14 protein-coding genes and 3 tRNA genes are annotated in these 16083 nt (G+C 59.4%); 1 reads left to right on the top strand and 16 read right to left on the bottom strand.

Going from position 1 to position 16083, the window contains the following annotated elements; genetic code table 11:
* Positions 1–66 precede the first annotated feature (66 nt).
* The 11 genes from rpoB to rplK form a co-directional block, all read right to left on the bottom strand.
* Entirely contained in the window at positions 67–3564 is a 3498-nt protein-coding gene (gene rpoB, locus CFAEC_RS02060; RefSeq protein WP_290279780.1) for a DNA-directed RNA polymerase subunit beta, read from the bottom strand.
* A 500-nt stretch (positions 3565–4064) separates the two neighbouring features.
* Entirely contained in the window at positions 4065–5042 is a 978-nt protein-coding gene (gene pgfA, locus CFAEC_RS02055) for a cell envelope lipid trafficking protein PgfA (protein WP_290278338.1), read from the bottom strand.
* Positions 5043–5227: 185 nt separating this feature from the next.
* Positions 5228–5611, bottom strand: a complete 384-nt coding sequence (gene rplL, locus CFAEC_RS02050) for a 50S ribosomal protein L7/L12 (RefSeq protein ID WP_290278336.1) — start codon at positions 5609–5611, stop codon at positions 5228–5230.
* Between the two features lie 76 nt (positions 5612–5687).
* Positions 5688–6203 carry a 50S ribosomal protein L10 gene (gene rplJ / locus CFAEC_RS02045; protein ID WP_290278335.1) on the bottom strand — a complete coding sequence of 172 codons (516 nt, stop codon included), beginning with the start codon at positions 6201–6203 and terminating at the stop codon, positions 5688–5690.
* 328 nt (positions 6204–6531) lie between these two features.
* Positions 6532–7158 carry an SIMPL domain-containing protein gene (locus tag CFAEC_RS02040; RefSeq protein ID WP_290278334.1) on the bottom strand — a complete coding sequence of 209 codons (627 nt, stop codon included), beginning with the start codon at positions 7156–7158 and terminating at the stop codon, positions 6532–6534.
* 8 nt (positions 7159–7166) lie between these two features.
* Positions 7167–8588 (bottom strand): phytoene desaturase family protein, encoded by a 1422-nt coding sequence (locus tag CFAEC_RS02035; RefSeq protein WP_290278332.1) that lies wholly within the window; start codon positions 8586–8588, stop codon positions 7167–7169.
* Between the two features lie 120 nt (positions 8589–8708).
* Positions 8709–9275, bottom strand: coding sequence for a TetR/AcrR family transcriptional regulator (locus CFAEC_RS02030; protein WP_290278330.1), 567 nt, complete (start codon positions 9273–9275; stop codon positions 8709–8711).
* A gap of 10 nt (positions 9276–9285) precedes the next feature.
* A complete protein-coding gene (locus tag CFAEC_RS02025) occupies positions 9286–9963 on the bottom strand; it encodes an ABC transporter ATP-binding protein (RefSeq protein ID WP_290278328.1) in 678 nt (225 codons plus the stop codon).
* Positions 9963–11108 carry an ABC transporter permease gene (locus tag CFAEC_RS02020; protein WP_290278326.1) on the bottom strand — a complete coding sequence of 382 codons (1146 nt, stop codon included), beginning with the start codon at positions 11106–11108 and terminating at the stop codon, positions 9963–9965. Before CFAEC_RS02020 ends, CFAEC_RS02025 begins: the two co-directional genes overlap by 1 nt.
* 272 nt (positions 11109–11380) lie before the next feature.
* On the bottom strand, positions 11381–12091 hold the full coding sequence (gene rplA / locus CFAEC_RS02015; protein WP_290278324.1) for a 50S ribosomal protein L1: 711 nt from the start codon (positions 12089–12091) through the stop codon (positions 11381–11383).
* A gap of 235 nt (positions 12092–12326) precedes the next feature.
* Positions 12327–12761 carry a 50S ribosomal protein L11 gene (gene rplK, locus CFAEC_RS02010; protein ID WP_290278322.1) on the bottom strand — a complete coding sequence of 145 codons (435 nt, stop codon included), beginning with the start codon at positions 12759–12761 and terminating at the stop codon, positions 12327–12329.
* A gap of 325 nt (positions 12762–13086) precedes the next feature.
* Between rplK and CFAEC_RS02005 the strand changes: the two genes are divergently transcribed.
* Positions 13087–13608 carry a TetR/AcrR family transcriptional regulator gene (locus tag CFAEC_RS02005; protein ID WP_290278320.1) on the top strand — a complete coding sequence of 174 codons (522 nt, stop codon included), beginning with the start codon at positions 13087–13089 and terminating at the stop codon, positions 13606–13608.
* Positions 13609–13718: 110 nt separating this feature from the next.
* On the opposite strand, the gene nusG is transcribed toward CFAEC_RS02005, so the two are convergent.
* The 5 genes from nusG to CFAEC_RS01980 form a co-directional block, all read right to left on the bottom strand.
* A complete protein-coding gene (gene nusG / locus CFAEC_RS02000; RefSeq protein WP_290278318.1) occupies positions 13719–14576 on the bottom strand; it encodes a transcription termination/antitermination protein NusG in 858 nt (285 codons plus the stop codon).
* Between the two features lie 222 nt (positions 14577–14798).
* Positions 14799–15125 (bottom strand): preprotein translocase subunit SecE, encoded by a 327-nt coding sequence (gene secE, locus CFAEC_RS01995; RefSeq protein ID WP_290278316.1) that lies wholly within the window; start codon positions 15123–15125, stop codon positions 14799–14801.
* A gap of 25 nt (positions 15126–15150) precedes the next feature.
* A tRNA-Trp gene (locus CFAEC_RS01990) sits at positions 15151–15223 on the bottom strand.
* Between the two features lie 169 nt (positions 15224–15392).
* Positions 15393–15464: transfer RNA gene (locus tag CFAEC_RS01985), tRNA-Met, on the bottom strand.
* Positions 15465–15519: 55 nt separating this feature from the next.
* Positions 15520–15592 (bottom strand) — tRNA-Thr (locus tag CFAEC_RS01980).
* Positions 15593–16083 lie beyond the last annotated feature (491 nt).

Genomic DNA, 16083 nt, shown 5'->3' with positions numbered 1-16083 from the left:
CCCGGTAGTTTCTTTATGGTTACCGGGGGATGTTGGCTTGATTTCTAGCGTGTGTTGGTTGATCTGCTATGCGGTATCAGCGTCGGAACGCTCGTCACGGGACAGGTTGATGCCCAGTGAGGCGCCTGCCTGATCGAAGTCGTCATCGTCGCCCGCGAGTTCCATCGGTGTGCCGTCAGCGGAGAGGACCTCCACGTTCAGGCAGAGCGACTGGAGCTCCTTGAGGAGAACCTTGAAGGACTCAGGGATACCTGGATCCGGGATGTTCTCGCCCTTGACAATTGCCTCGTAGACCTTGACACGGCCGACCACGTCATCAGACTTGATGGTCAGAAGTTCCTGCAGGGTGTAGGCGGCACCGTATGCCTGCATCGCCCACACCTCCATCTCGCCGAATCGCTGTCCACCGAACTGGGCCTTACCACCGAGCGGCTGCTGGGTGATCATGGAGTACGGGCCGGTGGAACGGGCGTGGATCTTCTCATCAACAAGGTGGTGCAGCTTGAGCATGTACATGTAACCGATGGAGACCGGGTACGGGTACGGCTCGCCGGAACGACCGTCGATGAGCGTTGCCTTGCCGTCCGCGTTGACCATGACGTCACCGTCACGGTTCGGGCGGGAGTTGGCGAGCAGACCTGCGAGCTCCTCATTGGAGGCACCGTCGAACACCGGGGTGGCGGTCAGGGAACCAGCCGGAACCTCGAGGAGGTCCGCAGGCAGGGTCTTGACCAGTTCAGCGTTGTCAGGATCCTCAGGATCCACGGACCAACCGGCGGCTGCAAGCCAACCGAGGTGGGTTTCCAGAACCTGGCCGATGTTCATACGACGTGGAACACCGTGGGTGTTCAGGATGATGTCCACCGGGGTACCGTCCGGCATGAACGGCATGTCCTCCTGAGGCAGGATCTTGCCCACGACACCCTTGTTGCCGTGGCGGCCGGCGAGCTTATCGCCGTCCTGGATCTTGCGCTTCTGGGCGACATAGACGCGGATCATCTCGTTGACACCCGGGGCCAGATCGTCATCGTCCTCGCGGGAGAAGTGACGGACGCCGATGACCTTGCCGGTCTCGCCGTGCGGAACCTTCATGGAGGTGTCGCGGACTTCGCGGGCCTTCTCGCCGAAGATGGCGCGGAGCAGTCGCTCCTCCGGGGTCAGCTCGGTCTCACCCTTCGGGGTGACCTTACCAACCAGGATGTCGCCATCACGGACGTCTGCACCGATGCGGACAATACCGCGTTCGTCGAGGTCCTTGAGCACGTCCTCGGAGACGTTCGGGATGTCACGGGTGATTTCCTCGGCACCAAGCTTGGTGTCGCGGGCATCGATCTCGTGCTCCTCGATGTGGATGGAGGTCAGGATGTCCTGCTCCACGATGTTCTGGTTGAGGATGATCGCATCCTCATAGTTGTGACCTTCCCATGGCATGAACGCCACGAGCAGGTTACGTCCCAGAGACATTTCACCATTGAAGGTACCTGGACCATCGGCGAGGACCTGTCCGGCCTCAACACGCTGCCCCTGGCTGACCAGTGGCTTCTGGTTGTAGCTGGTGCCCTGGTTGGTGCGCTGGAACTTGCGCAGCACATAGGTGTCGCGCTTGCCCTCATCGTCCATGATGGTGACGATGTCAGCGGTGACGTTCTCAACAACACCGGCCTTCGGGGTGATCACGAGGTCGCCTGCATCGTAGGCTGCACGCTGCTCCATGCCGGTGCCCACGAATGGGGCCTCGGCGCGGACCAGTGGCACGGCCTGCTTCTGCATGTTCGCACCCATGAGGGCACGGTTGGCATCGTCGTGCTCGAGGAACGGAATCATCGCGGTGCCCACGGAAACCATCTGGCGTGGGGACACGTCCATGTAGTCAACGTCAACGTTGGCCACCATAGCGATGTCGCCATCCTTCAGGCGCACGGTCACGGACTCATCGATGATGACACCGTCGTCGCTGTAGTGCGTGTTTGCCTGGGCGACAACGAAGCGGTCTTCCTCGTCAGCGGTCAGGTAGTCGATCTGATCGGTGAGCTTGCCATCGATGACACGACGGTAAGGGGTCTCGATGAAACCGAAGGGGTTGACGCGGGCGTAGGACGCCAGGGAACCGATCAGGCCAATGTTCGGGCCTTCCGGGGTTTCAATCGGGCACATGCGGCCGTAGTGGGACGGGTGAACGTCTCGCACCTCGATGCCGGCACGCTCACGGGACAGACCACCCGGGCCGAGAGCCGACAGACGACGCTTGTGGGTCAGACCCGACAGCGAGTTGTTCTGATCCATGAACTGGGACAGCTGTGAGGTTCCGAAGAACTCACGGATGGCAGCGGATACAGGGCGAACGTTAATCAGGGAGGTCGGAGTGATGGACTCCGCGTCCTGGGTGGTCATACGCTCGCGGACAACACGCTCCATGCGGGACAGACCCACACGGACCTGGTTCTGGATGAGCTCACCAACGGTGCGGAGACGACGGTTACCGAAGTGATCGATGTCGTCGGTCTCCACCGGGATGTCCTCGCCCGTCGGGGAGGTCATCACACGCTCACCTGCATGCAGGCGGACGAGATACTCGATGGTGGTGGCGATGTCCTCTTCGGTCAGTGTCATCAGACCGTCGTTGTCGCCACCGAGTCCGAGCTTGCGGTTGATCTTGTAACGGCCAACCTTGGCCAGATCGTAGCGCTTTGCACGGAAGAAGCTGTTGTCCAGCAGGGACTGCGCAAGATCGCGGGTGGGCTGCTCGCCCGGACGCTGCTTGCGGTAGATCTCCAGCAGGGCCTCGTCGGTGTTGGCAACACCATCGGACTCCAGGGTGGACATCATGATCTCGGAGAAGCCGAAGCGCTCCGTGATCTGTTCGGTGGTCCAACCGAGTGCCTTCAGCAGCACGGTGACCGGCTGACGGCGCTTGCGGTCAATGCGGACGCCGACGGAATCGCGCTTGTCCACATCGAATTCGAGCCATGCACCGCGGGAAGGAATTACCTTCACTGCGTGCAGGGGACGCTCGGTGGACTTGTCGATGGTCTGGTCGAAGTACACGCCCGGGGAGCGGACGAGCTGACTGACCACCACACGCTCGGTTCCGTTGATGATGAAGGTTCCCTTGTCGGTCATCATCGGGAAATCGCCGATGAAGACGGTCTGGGACTTGATCTCACCGGTGGTGTTGTTGACGAACTCCGCGGTCACATACAGTGGTGCCGCGTAGTTGATGTCCTTTTCTTTAGCCTCGTCAATGGTGTTCTTGACTGGCTCGAAGCGTGGCTCCGAGAGGCTCAGGGACATATTTCCAGAGTAATCCTGGATTGGGGAGAGCTCCTCGAGAATATTCTCGAGGCCGCTGGTGATGCGGGCTCCCTCGCCGAACTCCTCTTGCTGACGTGCACGCCACTCAGACGTGCCGATCAGCCAGGAGTAGGAATCGAGTTGAAGATCTAGTAGCCCCGGCACCTCAATGGGCGCGGACACCTTTGCGAATGAATAACGCTTGGGTGCGCCGGGAATATCGACGACTGACTTGGTCTGGCGGGAGACTGCCAAGATGGGTCCTTCCAGCACCTCACGCGGGTGAGTCACACGGGGCTGGTCAAGGCTCGTATGATCGTCACAACCGCTGGTATTTTTGAGCAATTGGTCTGCTGAGGAACTCGTGTCCGATTTTGGCTCAGATAGCACTGAATGACCTTGTCAAATCGGTTTTTTCAACCATTTCGATCAAGGTCTCGGGCACTATCCAGACGAAAAAGAGTCACGGATTCCAACGCAACGACTCAGCTTATACCACAGTCACGTGGAAGTAAAGGGGAGATTTTTCCATCGGGTGTACCTCGTGCTATTGAAGCCGTTTCCCGCAGTTCCTGATTCACATCATCACCTGCGGTGGCCTACAGCACTTGAGCGTCCACCAGAGATCTCTGTTTCCCTCTCAAATGAGCACCCTAACAAACATCGGTGGGTTTTTCGCAATTCAAAGGCCCCTCCTACTGGTGTTACCTGTGAGAAAAGCCCACTGACGTGCATATTATCCAGAGTTATGGACAGTGATGAACAGTTATGAACTAGGAACGCTTCCTGCTGAACAGCCCGAAAACACCGAAGGATCCCAGGAGACCGATCAGCACCAGAACCACTCCGACACCGATGCCGATGCTATTGGCCACTCGCGAGACCTCACCGTCCGGAATGGATTCCGCCTGGGCCCTCAGATCTTCCGCCTGCTCCTGAGACAATGAACCCTCGAAGAGGAAAACCTGATCGTATTTCTCACCGTTGCGGTCGCCGTAGAAGTCATCAATACGCTCAGAGATGTCCACGACGAGACCGGTGCGCTGATCCACCCAGAAGTCACGGGTCACGTCATGGTAGAGGTATCCGGTGGTGGTGCCACCGTCCTCACGGGTCAGCGTGGTGGTGTTGGAGGGGTCGGCGAAGGATTCAGCCACATTGGCGGTGTCAATGACCTGCCGGTAGTGCATGATCGTGCGCCCGTCCACCTCGTCTGAGCCGATGAAATCAGCCGGCCGGGGTTGCCGCAGGGTGGGGTCCAGAACCTGGTAGGAGGTCTCCTCCGCGTCGGTGGGGAACTTCAGCCAGATCCCGTCCACGGGATAGTTCAGGGTGGGGCTGGCCAGCTGGTCGGTCACCGCCACCTCCGACAGGATCTCACCGCTGAAGCGGTCCACCCGGAAGCTGTAGACCGACGCTGACAGCAGCCTCTCCTGCTCGTTGCCGTCCACCCCCTCGGTGCCATGCAGGTGGATATCACCGACGCGCAGGGTGGCTTCCTCGGCGTCCGCCGGATCCATCACCTGGAAATGGAGCTGTCGGGTGATGGGGGTCTCCACCAAACCGGCCTCCGGATCTGAGTTCAACCGGGTCTGCCCGTTGTCATCGATGAGGGTATAGGTGGTGGCGTCGAGGTCCAGAGGTAGTCGACCATCAGCGTGCACAAATCTCGGTGCCACGAGGCCCCAGACAATCAGTGCCACACCAATCCCGAGCAGCAGCGCGGAGAAGATCCTGGTTTTAGGCAGCATGCGGACGATGTTACCTGAGCCCCTCCCCCGCCCTTCAATAACGCCATATGCTTATCGACGCCCCGCTTGCCCGCACCCACACGGCTATAGCCTGCCGAATGGGAAAACCCCCGTTCCCACAACCCTTGAGGGTCGTGACAACGGGGGTTTCAGAAGCATCTGTGAAGATGCAAGTAAGAAAGTTCTTACTTGAGGGTGACCTTTGCGCCAGCCTCTTCGAGCTTAGCCTTGGCAGCCTCAGCGTCTTCCTTGTTTGCGCCTTCGAGGATAGCCTTAGGTGCGCCCTCGACGAGCTCCTTAGCTTCCTTCAGACCCAGACCGGAGACGAGCTCGCGGACAGCCTTGATCACGCCGATCTTCTTGGCGCCTGCATCCTCGAGAACAACGTCGAACTCGGACTGCTCTTCAGCAGCAGCAGCCTCGCCGGCGCCGCCTGCAGCAGCAACTGCGACTGGAGCAGCAGCGGTGACCTCGAAGACCTCTTCGAATTCCTTGACGAACTCAGAGAGCTCGATGAGGGTCATTTCCTTGAAAGCCTCAATGAGCTCGTCCTTGGTGAGCTTAGCCATGATGGCGTCCTTTCTGTTGGGGCGAATTCACGCCCGAAAAAGTTTGGGGTAAAACTGTTGCGCCTGGAGCGGCGACTTAAGCGTCCTTCTTCTCCTGGAGCGCAACCGCGAGGCGCGCAACCTGGGAAGCAGGGGCATTGAACAGGCCTGCGGCCTTTGCCAAGTTGCCCTTCATGGCGCCGGCAAGCTTCGCGAGAGTGGTCTCGCGGTTGTCCAGCTCAGCAATTGCCTTGACCTGATCTGCGGTCAGAGCATTGCCATCCATGTAGCCACCCTTGACTACGAATGCCTTGTTGTCGTCGCCGAATTTCTTCAGCACCTTTGCGGCATCGACTGCTTCGCCCTTGATGAAGGCAACAGCGGTCGGACCGGTCAGGAGATCATCAAGGCCCTCGACGCCAGCTTCATTAGCGGCGATCTTAACAAGGGTGTTCTTGGCGACGGAGTACTGGACATCATTGCCAAGTGCGCGTCGCAGTTCAGTGGTCTGAGCTACGGTCAGGCCACGGTATTCGGTGAGAACGACTGAATCGGTCTCAGCGAACTGTGCCTTGAGCTCTGCCAGAGATGCTTCGTTCTTTGGGTTTGCCATTACTTCGCCTCCTTTCCTCTTATATGTATCTACTGATCCGCGGGACCTTGACCATGAGTAAATCCTGAGGATTAGCCCATGAAAAAAGCCCCGTGCAAGAGCACAGGGCGCATCATATTCCACATAAGGGAACCTAAGGCGTCAAAGTGTCTCCTGCGTGGGCCGTTCCAGAGAATGGAAGCCTTCGATCCGCCAAGCGGATGACCAACGGTCTTCGGTGAACCTTGAGTTCAACCGGGAAAATCCCGGTTGTTCAAACTTCGGTCTCTCACACTAGTCATCCGTCAGGCAGTAAAGCAAATCCGCCCTCCTACCACAGTGGAACAGATCAGGGATCGGGAACAAAAAGAAAGCTCACAGCCACCTGCGCACGGACATCAATGAGATCCGGCACCAGTCTGAGTTCCATCACCCGCGGCGGAAGCGCCTCACCCATGGTGCGGGACACCCCCATGGCCATGACCGCGCGTTCTGTTCCGAAGTTGTTGACGCTCTGGTCGCTGGTGGCGCGGATCAGTTTCCCGCAGCTGCCCCCGAGTGCGCGGGCGATGACGTCCGCATCAGCACGCGCCACCCCACTGGCGGATGCCAGAGCTTTCGCCCGGCCTTCCTGCTCAGCTGTGGTGCTCAACTCCCAGCGGGGACCGTGCATCTCCACATCGGCCACACCCGCCAATCTGGAGACCAGTTCCCGCAGTTGCCCGGTCCCATCCACCGATCCGGTGATCACACCGGACCACCCGGCGATGACGCCCTCCGGATCGAAGGCCGCGCCGTCTTCTACCCGCTCCGCGGTCAACTCCACCCCGGCCAGTGCCTCAAGCGTGCGCTGAATGGTGGCTACCGCCTGGGTGCGACGTGGCGCACTGCGGACGTGCACCTGCACGCTCAACCGCCAGCGATCTGCCTGCTGACTGATGACCGCCTGTCCCCTCGCCTCCACCACGGGTGTCATGGGAGTGCCTACTCCTGATCGCGCAGCACGGCACGGGCCACCCAGGCTCCGGGCATGCCGTGCACTCCGCCGCCGGGACTGGTGGACGAGGAGGCCATGTAGAGACGCGGCCCCAGTTTGTACGGCATACGGCGGATCATCTGCACCCCGGCGGTTGCTCCGCCACCGACATCACCCCCCACCAGGTTCGGGTTCCAATTTTCAAGATCCTGAGCATTGTTCTCCACCACGCTGAGGATCCGATCCCGGAACCCCGGGGCGAAGCGTTCAATCTGCTTGAGAATGAGGGTGGCGGCACGCTTGTCCACATATCCCTGCGGAACGTGGGCATAGGCCCAGACCACGGTCTCACCATTCTGCGCCCGGGTGGGATCCGCCACCTGCTGCTGACACACCAGCACAAAGGGTTTATCCGGTACCCGCCCGGCAGCCGCATCGGCCTCCGCCATCTGGATCTCATCCAGACCGCCACAGACATGCACGGTGGTCGCCTCCCCCACTTCCGGATTGGTCCAGGGGATGGGTCCGTCCAGGAGAATATCCAGCTTGTAGGAGCCGGGACCGTATTTCCAGTTCTTCATTATTCTTTTCGCCCTGCGGGAAAGCTCCACGTTCTTCAGGCGGGCAACCTGGTTCGGGGTGAGGTTGAGGATAACCGCCTCGGCGTCCTCGAACTCCGCCAGATCCTCCACAGGGTGGTCGGTGTGGATCGTCCCACCGTGTTCATGCAGGACGGACACCAGTGCATCGACCACACTCTGTGAACCCCCAACCGCCACCGGCCAGCCCCTCGCCATGCCCAATGCGCTGAAGAGAAGGCCGAAGGATGAGGTCATGGGCCGATCAGGTGGGGTGATCGCGTGTACCGCGGAACCGGCGAAGAGAACCCGGGCCTCTTCTGTCTCGAAGGTCGCGCGCGCCAGGGCGCGGGCGGGAAGCAAGGCCACTGTGCCAAACGCCGCCATCTTCACCGGATGTTTCGGCACCCGGATCACCGGACCCAGGACGTTATCCAGGTGCTGATCAATATCCCGGGTGAAAGGATGATGGAGTTTCCGCCACCTGGAGTAATCCTCCCCCAGCTGTGTGGCGGTTCTCTCCACGCCACGACTGAGGAAGGCTGCGCGCCCTCCATCGAGTGGGTGCGCCATGGCATAACGGGAATGGGCCCATTCCAGCCCGTGCGCCTCCAGATCAAGCTCCCGGAACACCGGGGATGAGATACCGAAAGGGTGCGCCGCGGACCCCAGGTCCACGGTGGTTCCCTCCCCCAGTACCGGCGCCGAGCGCGCCGCACCCCCCGGTGTCGGGCCTTGTTCATAGACATCCACCTGCCAGCCTTCCCGGGCAAGTAGACACGCCGCTGTGAGTCCATTGGGCCCCGATCCCACAACCACCGCACGAGGTCTCTCTTGAGATAACTTAGTCACGGGCCCCACGCTACCCCCGTCGTTTAATCCAGTGCCGGGCAGTCCACCCGAAAATAGATTGACCCCCTCAAACCCAGCGATCAGAGGGGATTGAGGGGGTACATGGTCCAGCCTGGCCGGTCATTTCAGGGCAGCGCGCGCCATCCGCTGAAGTATTTCTGAGATTTCATCGAAGTCCGCGACAGACTGGTTGACCATCTCCGCACCACGGTTGATCATGGCATCGATCAAGGGGCGGATCACCGTGACCTCATCCCCCAACAATTCCAGCAGCGCCGGATCCAGGCTGTTATGGGACTCCTGGACGCGGTCATCCATGAAGGTTTCCGGCAGGGTACTTGCCGCAGACATCAACGGTCCGTGTGAACCTTCCACAAACAGGCGCAGTGTCACGCGGACATAGGCTGCCAGGCGCTCGGATGGGTCCGGGCCCGCGACTTCCAACTCGCCGCTAAGTCTGTCCAACCATGCCGGGATGGCCCTGACCAATAGCTGAATGATCAGGTCTTTCCCTGAACTGACATAAAGATAGACACTGGAGCGGGCAAGTCCCACCTCCGCAGCAACCTCGGCGATGGTGGGAACTTTACCCTCTGATTCCACGATCAGCCGCTCCGCAGCCAGGAGCACTGCACGGTGCTGGGACGCGCGGTGTTCAGTGACGGTGGGCTCTGAAATCTTAGGCATATAGTGAAGCCTAGTCCCTGGCGGTGAGCCTTCCATCAACCATGTCATAGACACGATCACAGTGCTCGATCACGTCAAGGTCATGGGTGACCATGACACCGGCCACACCGAGCTCATGGCATTCGCTGGCAAGCAGCTGAACGATTTCATGTGCGCGGTTACGGTCGAGGGCGGCTGTTGGTTCGTCGACAAGCAATACGTTGGGCCCACCCACCAACGCCCGCGCAATACCGATGCGCTGACGCTCACCACCCGACAGGGTGGCAGGGCGGTTGTTGGCGCGGTGCGACATACCCACAGCTTCCAACAGTTCATCATTGCTGCGGCGGCCGCGGCGTCCCAGAACCCGGGCGGCCAATTCCAGCTGCTCATGGGCCTTGAGTGCAGAAGGCAGGTTTCCAGAGGACTGGAACACAAACCCGATATGCTCGCGGCGGATACGTGCGAGTTCCTTATCGGAGTACTCGGTGATGGACTCCCCCGCGACCCGGACATCACCGGAGTGCGGTGAGGTCAGGGCGCCGGCGACTGCCAGCAGTGTGGACTTACCGGATCCTGAGGGGCCCACGATTGCCACGAATTCACCGGGGTTGACGCTCAGGGAGACCCCATCCAGGGCATGGACCTCAGAATCACCGTCACCGTAGCTGACGCGGACATTATCAAGAATGAGTGCAGGGGTAGTCATTATCGGTTCTCTCCCAGGGCAGTGAGTGGATCGGTTTTGGTGACTCGGTAAACAGCAATGAATGCACCGATGAGTCCCGAGATAAACAGCATTGCGGCACCACCCAGGACAGACTGCCATTCCGTGGCGAAGGGCATGGCGGTGGTTTCGAGCCAGAGGCCGAGCCCCACCGCGAGGGATACGCCCACGATGATGGACAGTGCGAGAATGACCACGGCCTGTCCGAGGCTGTCACGCAGGAGGAATCCGCGGGTTGCACCGATCGCACGCATGACGGAGATATCAGCCGAGCGCTGAATGGTCCAGACCAGGAAGAACGCACCGGTGACCAGTGCGGTGATGATGTAGAGGAACCACTCGATCATGGTCAGAGTCATGGTTTCCGCGGTATAACCCGGGGAAGAATCATAACTCTGCTTGAGGGATCGGGTATCCAGGCCGGTCTCTGCGGCCAGAGCCTCCAGGTCTACACCGGGGGCATTTGCCACGATGACAGAGGCTTCCTCATAGGAACGCTCTGCAGGTGCTTCACCGGCGCGGGCACCGGCATGCACCTCCTGCCAGGTGTCCATCGGAACATAGGCCAGGTCAACGTGGCCGAAGGTGCGCTGATCATCGGTGAAACCGGTGACGGTGAATTCGATCTCCAGACGGTCCACGGTGATGGTGTCGCCGAGAGCGATGCCGGAATCCGCCAGGGTTCCGGAAACAATGGTTTCGTGGGCGGTTGGGGTCGGCTGACCAGGCATGCGATCTGCACTGATGGCAGGCAGGCCCTCAGGTGCGATGAAGGAATCAGGATCCACACCGACGAGCGTGAGATCGATCGGGGTGCCTTCCTGGTTGCGGGCGTTGATCAGTGACAGCCCCATTGGGGTTGCCTCCTCTACGCCATCGGCCTGAGCCAGGATATCCGCGTCGTTGACGTTCACCACGGAACGGGTGAAGGCGGAGTCGGTCTGGGTACCCTCTTCGAAGGCGACGACATCAGCTTCAAGGGCCTTGAGGCCGGAGATACCGTCATTGGTCAGGCCGGCGGTCAGACCGGAGATGATCACGATCAGAATGGACATCAGACCCAGGACGAGGCCCATGAGCAGGAATCGGGTGCGCGCAAAAAGCATGTCGCGCCAAGCTAGAAACATGGAAATTAACTCCAGGTGGTATTGGGGTGTGTCGACGCCGATTCAGATAAGATACCGACGCTATGTCGATATCTTAACAACACTGTGTCGATAACTTTAAATCCCACTATCCCTTCCCATGAAAATACCCCAATGAACAGCGAAAACTTGTCCAGCCTAAAAGGTCCATGAAGGCATACCCAGCGCTGCCAAGCGTCTCCAGCATGAAAAAACGCCTTCCTTTTCCCCGAACAGAGAAAAAGAAGGCGTCACACCATACGGGTCGGGGCTGTTTATGCCTCGCCAGCGTAGTTCTTGGTGATGTGGGTATCCACGGAAACACCAGGACCGGTGGTGGAAGACAGGGTGATCTTCTTCAGGTAGATGCCCTTGGAGGAGGAAGGCTTGATGCGGACGAGCTCATCGATGAGAGCGCCGTAGTTCTCAGCCAGTGCCTTGGCATCGAAGGATGCCTTACCGATGGAAGCGTGCAGGTTGGACGCCTTGTCAACGCGGAAGGAGATCTTTCCGCCCTTGACCTCTTCGATGGCCTTGGCGACATCGTTGGTCACGGTGCCGGTCTTAGGGTTAGGCATCAGACCACGTGGGCCCAGGACGCGGGCGATGCGGCCGATCTTGGCCATCTGGTCCGGTGTTGCGATGGCGACATCAAAGTCGGTCCAGCCGCCCTGGATCTTCTCAACGAGCTCATCGGTGCCAACGAAGTCAGCGCCGGCAGCCTCAGCCTCGGTGGCCTTCTCGCCTGCAGCGAAGACTGCAACGCGGACGGTCTTACCGGTGCCGTTTGGCATGGAGACGGTGCCGCGGACCAGCTGGTCAGCCTTACGTGGGTCAACGCCCAGGCGGATGGCAACGTCGACGGAAGCGTCGTAGTTCTTGGAGGAGGTCTCCTTGACCAGCTCAGCAGCCTGGATTGGGGTGTACTCGCGGCCACCGTCGATCTTGGCGGCGGCTTCGCGGAATGCCTTGGACTTCTTGCTCATTATGTAATTCCCTTTCGCGGAATTTGTGGTCTGCGGGCCGGAGCTGGCCCTGCCACAGGAAAGTTTCAAGTGGTGCGTGACCAACCTGCAGGGGAAACCCTGCGTGGAGGCTGGCCATGCGGTGATGTGGGCGGCGCCCCGGTGGAGCGCCCCCTGGGTGGGTCGCACCTAGGTGAGGCACCCGGGGTGGGCCGCACCTAAGTGGTGCGGCCCAGCCTCTCATCACAGGTGGGGATTAACCCTCGACGGTGATACCCATGGAGCGGGCGGTGCCGGCGATGATCTTTGCAGCGGCGTCGATGTCGCGTGCGTTGAGGTCTTCCTGCTTGGTCTCGGCGATCTCGCGGATCTGAGCCATGGAAACCTTGCCCACCTTATCGGTGTGCGGAACGCCGGAGCCCTTCTGCAGGCCAGCGGCCTTCAGCAGCAGCTTGGCAGCTGGTGGGGTCTTCAGCTTGAAGTCGAAAGAACGATCTTCGTAGACGGTGATCTCAACTGGGACCACGTTGCCGCGCTGGTTCTCGGTTGCTGCGTTATAAGCCTTGCAGAATTCCATGATGTTGACACCATGGGCACCCAGTGCAGGACCAACAGGAGGAGCAGGGTTAGCCTGTCCAGCCTGAATCTGCAGCTTGATGAGGCCTGAGACCTTCTTCTTCTTCGGAGCCATCGTTTGACCTGCTTCCTTGTTACCGGGGGCGCTGGGGACGATGTAAACCCCGCAACACTCCCGTCCGGATGCTCGATGCCGCTACCAACAGACCTTCTCTGAGGTCCTGCGTTGGATCGTCACGTAACCGGGCCACCGGGGATGAACGTATGATTGCATGTCAGAAAACATGCGGTTGTCCACTTTACACGGCGGGTTCGGGAAAACCAAAGTGCTCATGGAGTTAAACCGTGGGCCTCCGATGCCCGGTCTCAAACACTGCATGCACAGCGTAAAAGCCGTTTAATATATCTGACAGTGGAAAACACAGGAAAGGACATAAGCTGTGAGGGCAGACGCCAAGACAAATCGCGATCAGATCGTGGAGACCGCCAAAACACTGTTCCACGAACAGGGAGCCGGGGTACCGTTCCGCACCATTGCTGTCCGCGCCGACGTCGGAGTGGCCACCCTTCACCGTCACTTCCCTGACCGGGAGTCATTGGTTCATGCCGTAACCGAACTGGTTCACACAAATATCCGGACCATGATCACCGAGCACCTCTCCGCCTGGCCCATGGACCCGTGGGGTGCCTGGACCAGGTTCGTCCAGGAGCTGGCGGACCGTGGCATCGCCATGACCGGTGATTCCGACTCGCAGCCCGCTGGCGCCGAACCCCTGCAACAGATCCTCACCAAGGCCCGTCAGTACGGTTATGTCCCCCACGATCTCCAGCTCCACGATTTCATGTTCGGCATCACCGTGGTCTCCCGCCCCAACACCGCCCAGCGGGTCCTCCCGGAGCAGCGGCGGTGGCTGATCATCACCTATCTGGACGGCCTGCGGTCGCAGGCGTCCAGGCATTAAAGCGCTTATCGACGCACAAGCAGGACCAGAACAGACTTCAACCCCCATGGAGAACTCCGACACAACCTGTCGGATCCCCATGGGGGTTGATGTTTGTCTTTATGTTCGGACTAGCTGACCTTCTCAACCTGATCGAACTTGAGATCAACCGGGGTCTCACGACCGAAGATGGACACCAGGGCTTCGAGCTTCTGGTTCTCAACATCAATGGAGGAGATCGTCGCAGAGACAGACGCGAATGCACCGGTGAGAATGGTGACAGCCTCGCCGACCTGGAAGTCAACGGATACCTGCTGTGCGGAGGAATCAGTCGGCATGGCCACGAGCTGCTCACCCTCGGCGGTGGTGGGCGCTGCTTCGCCGGCAGTGACAGCGGATTCTTGAGGCATGAGGAACTTCGCCACATCGCGGTGCTTCACGGCCGTGGCATTGCCCTCATTGCCCACGAAGCTGGTCACACCGGGGGTGTCACGGACAACAGACCAGACGCGGTCATTCATCTCCATGCGGACCAGAACATATCCCGGGAGGAGCTTGCGCTTGACCAGCTTGCGCTTGCCATCACGGATCTCGGTGACCTGTTCGATGGGGACGACAACCTCGTAGATGTCCTCCTCCACCTCCAGGGTCTGGGCACGCATGTCCAGGTTTGCCTTCACCTTGTTCTCATAACCGGAGTAACACTGGATGATGTACCAGGATCCTGGCTGCTTCTTCAGATCGCGGGTGAACTGACGCAGGCGGGTCTTGTACTCCGCATCGGCGTCTACCTCACCGGTGTCACCCAGTGCGGCAGCAGCCTGCGCGAGGTCACCGGCGTTGGACTCATCATTTTCAGCCGGTGCCTCTTCGAAGCTCTCACCGATCTCAAGGTCCGCGGCCTGTACGGCCTGCTCTTCAACGGCCCCTTCGGTGGTCTCTTCAAAGGCATCTTCAACGGCGAACCCGTTGTTGTTCTCTTCGCTCATCTTGCGTGTTCTCCAAACCTGTCTGTTCTGGTCATCCCGACCCCACTGCCGGTCATGTCACCGTGGATGTCTGCGTTGACTAACGCTTCTGGGATCCATGCTACTTCCCGAATCCACCGTTGACATCCATCGGCCCATGTAGGCGGGAGGGTGTGACAAAAAATCATCCCGCCGGTTCCTTGCGGATCCAGCGGGATGTTAAAGCTTATGTGTTCATCCTACCTATGGAGTAAGAATCTTCTCAACTCCGAGGCCTGCGATGAAATCCACACCTGATACGAGGGCGGTGAGGATAACCAAGAAGATCAGCACCACAATGGTGTAGATGACCATCTGACGTGCGGTAGGCCAGATGACCTTGCGAATCTCAGAGTAGACCTCTGGAAGGAAGCTAACCACGCTGCCGCCGACTTTTTTCTCGGTGGTTGGGGTTGGTGCAGCTACTGTAGCCTTCTTGGCCTCATATGAGGAAGTGGAGACACCGGACAACTGACGCTTACCAGTGGGGCGGGAGGTCCCGCCTACGCCAGAGTTCTGATCGTCGCTCAAAGCACTCCTCGGGTTGAAAATCTTGCAGGGGCGACAGGACTTGAACCTGCAACCTACGGTTTTGGAGACCGTTGCTCTGCCAATTGAGCTACGCCCCTATGCGCTACAGTGTTCTGCAGCACGGATAACACTACCAGAATCCTACGATTACGCATCAAACGCGATCTCAGACCCTCAAGCTATCCGGGTTGTTGCGAAAAGCACCGAACCAGATTCATATTCATGAAACCTATTTTCGGCGCTGCACCCTTGACGGGTTTTTCGCGGTAGCGATGGCGGGAATTGAACCCGCGACACAGCGATTATGAGTCGCTTGCTCTACCACTGAGCTACACCGCCATTATTGTTCATCCCCACGATGAACCGGTTGGGTGCCGCAGGAGAAAAACAATTGAGCCCCCTAACAGAATCGAACTGTTGACCTTCTCCTTACCATGGAGACACTCTACCGACTGAGCTAAGGGGGCATCGGCTTCACTGGGAACTTATGGGGCTTTATTGTTTGCCCCGCTCCGTTGAAGCCTTAAGAAGATTAACCCGAAGTGCCTTCACAACACAAATCCGCAGCTTAACAGCCCTTTTTAGTGGCCTTTAAACACTCGTTAACGTGCCATGTTGCGTGCGCACTCGCCAAGGACCCCGAAACGGCCCATCTTCCCCTCCCCACCGCTGTTCTCGGCAGTGGGTTCGGGCACGGGCTCCTTGATCGGCCTACCCCGGAGCAAGTCCACACCCGGTTCATGCGCGCCCGGGGAAAGAACCACCGGGGATCACAGCCCCCTCCCTGAGCCGACCTCAGATGCCCACGGGTTCCCCACAGATACGCATGCGCGTGCCCCGCAAGGTCCCTGCAAATCGCCCATGAACCTTCCATGAGGGCCTCAAACGGCCCCTGCCGTACATAACGTCACAAGATTTTGGAAGAAACGGCCCCTATTCACGGAAATCTTGTGACGTT

The sequence above is a fragment of the Corynebacterium faecale genome (assembly GCF_030408735.1).
Lineage (GTDB): Bacteria > Actinomycetota > Actinomycetes > Mycobacteriales > Mycobacteriaceae > Corynebacterium > Corynebacterium faecale.
Note: the sequence above shows the minus strand (reverse complement) of the source record. Positions and strands in the feature narration are given on the sequence as shown.

What these genes read in the sequence shown, in the direction of transcription:
- pgfA (WP_290278338.1), bottom strand. Translation starts at nt 5,042, where the DNA reads ATGCTGCCTAAAACCAGGATCTTCTCCGCGCTGCTGCTCGGGATTGGT.
- rplL (WP_290278336.1), bottom strand. Translation starts at nt 5,611, where the DNA reads ATGGCTAAGCTCACCAAGGACGAGCTCATTGAGGCTTTCAAGGAAATG.
- rplJ (WP_290278335.1), bottom strand. Translation starts at nt 6,203, where the DNA reads ATGGCAAACCCAAAGAACGAAGCATCTCTGGCAGAGCTCAAGGCACAG.
- CFAEC_RS02040 (WP_290278334.1), bottom strand. Translation starts at nt 7,158, where the DNA reads ATGACACCCGTGGTGGAGGCGAGGGGACAGGCGGTCATCAGTCAGCAG.
- CFAEC_RS02030 (WP_290278330.1), bottom strand. Translation starts at nt 9,275, where the DNA reads ATGCCTAAGATTTCAGAGCCCACCGTCACTGAACACCGCGCGTCCCAG.
- CFAEC_RS02025 (WP_290278328.1), bottom strand. Translation starts at nt 9,963, where the DNA reads ATGACTACCCCTGCACTCATTCTTGATAATGTCCGCGTCAGCTACGGT.
- CFAEC_RS02020 (WP_290278326.1), bottom strand. Translation starts at nt 11,108, where the DNA reads ATGTTTCTAGCTTGGCGCGACATGCTTTTTGCGCGCACCCGATTCCTG.
- rplA (WP_290278324.1), bottom strand. Translation starts at nt 12,091, where the DNA reads ATGAGCAAGAAGTCCAAGGCATTCCGCGAAGCCGCCGCCAAGATCGAC.
- rplK (WP_290278322.1), bottom strand. Translation starts at nt 12,761, where the DNA reads ATGGCTCCGAAGAAGAAGAAGGTCTCAGGCCTCATCAAGCTGCAGATT.
- nusG (WP_290278318.1), bottom strand. Translation starts at nt 14,576, where the DNA reads ATGAGCGAAGAGAACAACAACGGGTTCGCCGTTGAAGATGCCTTTGAA.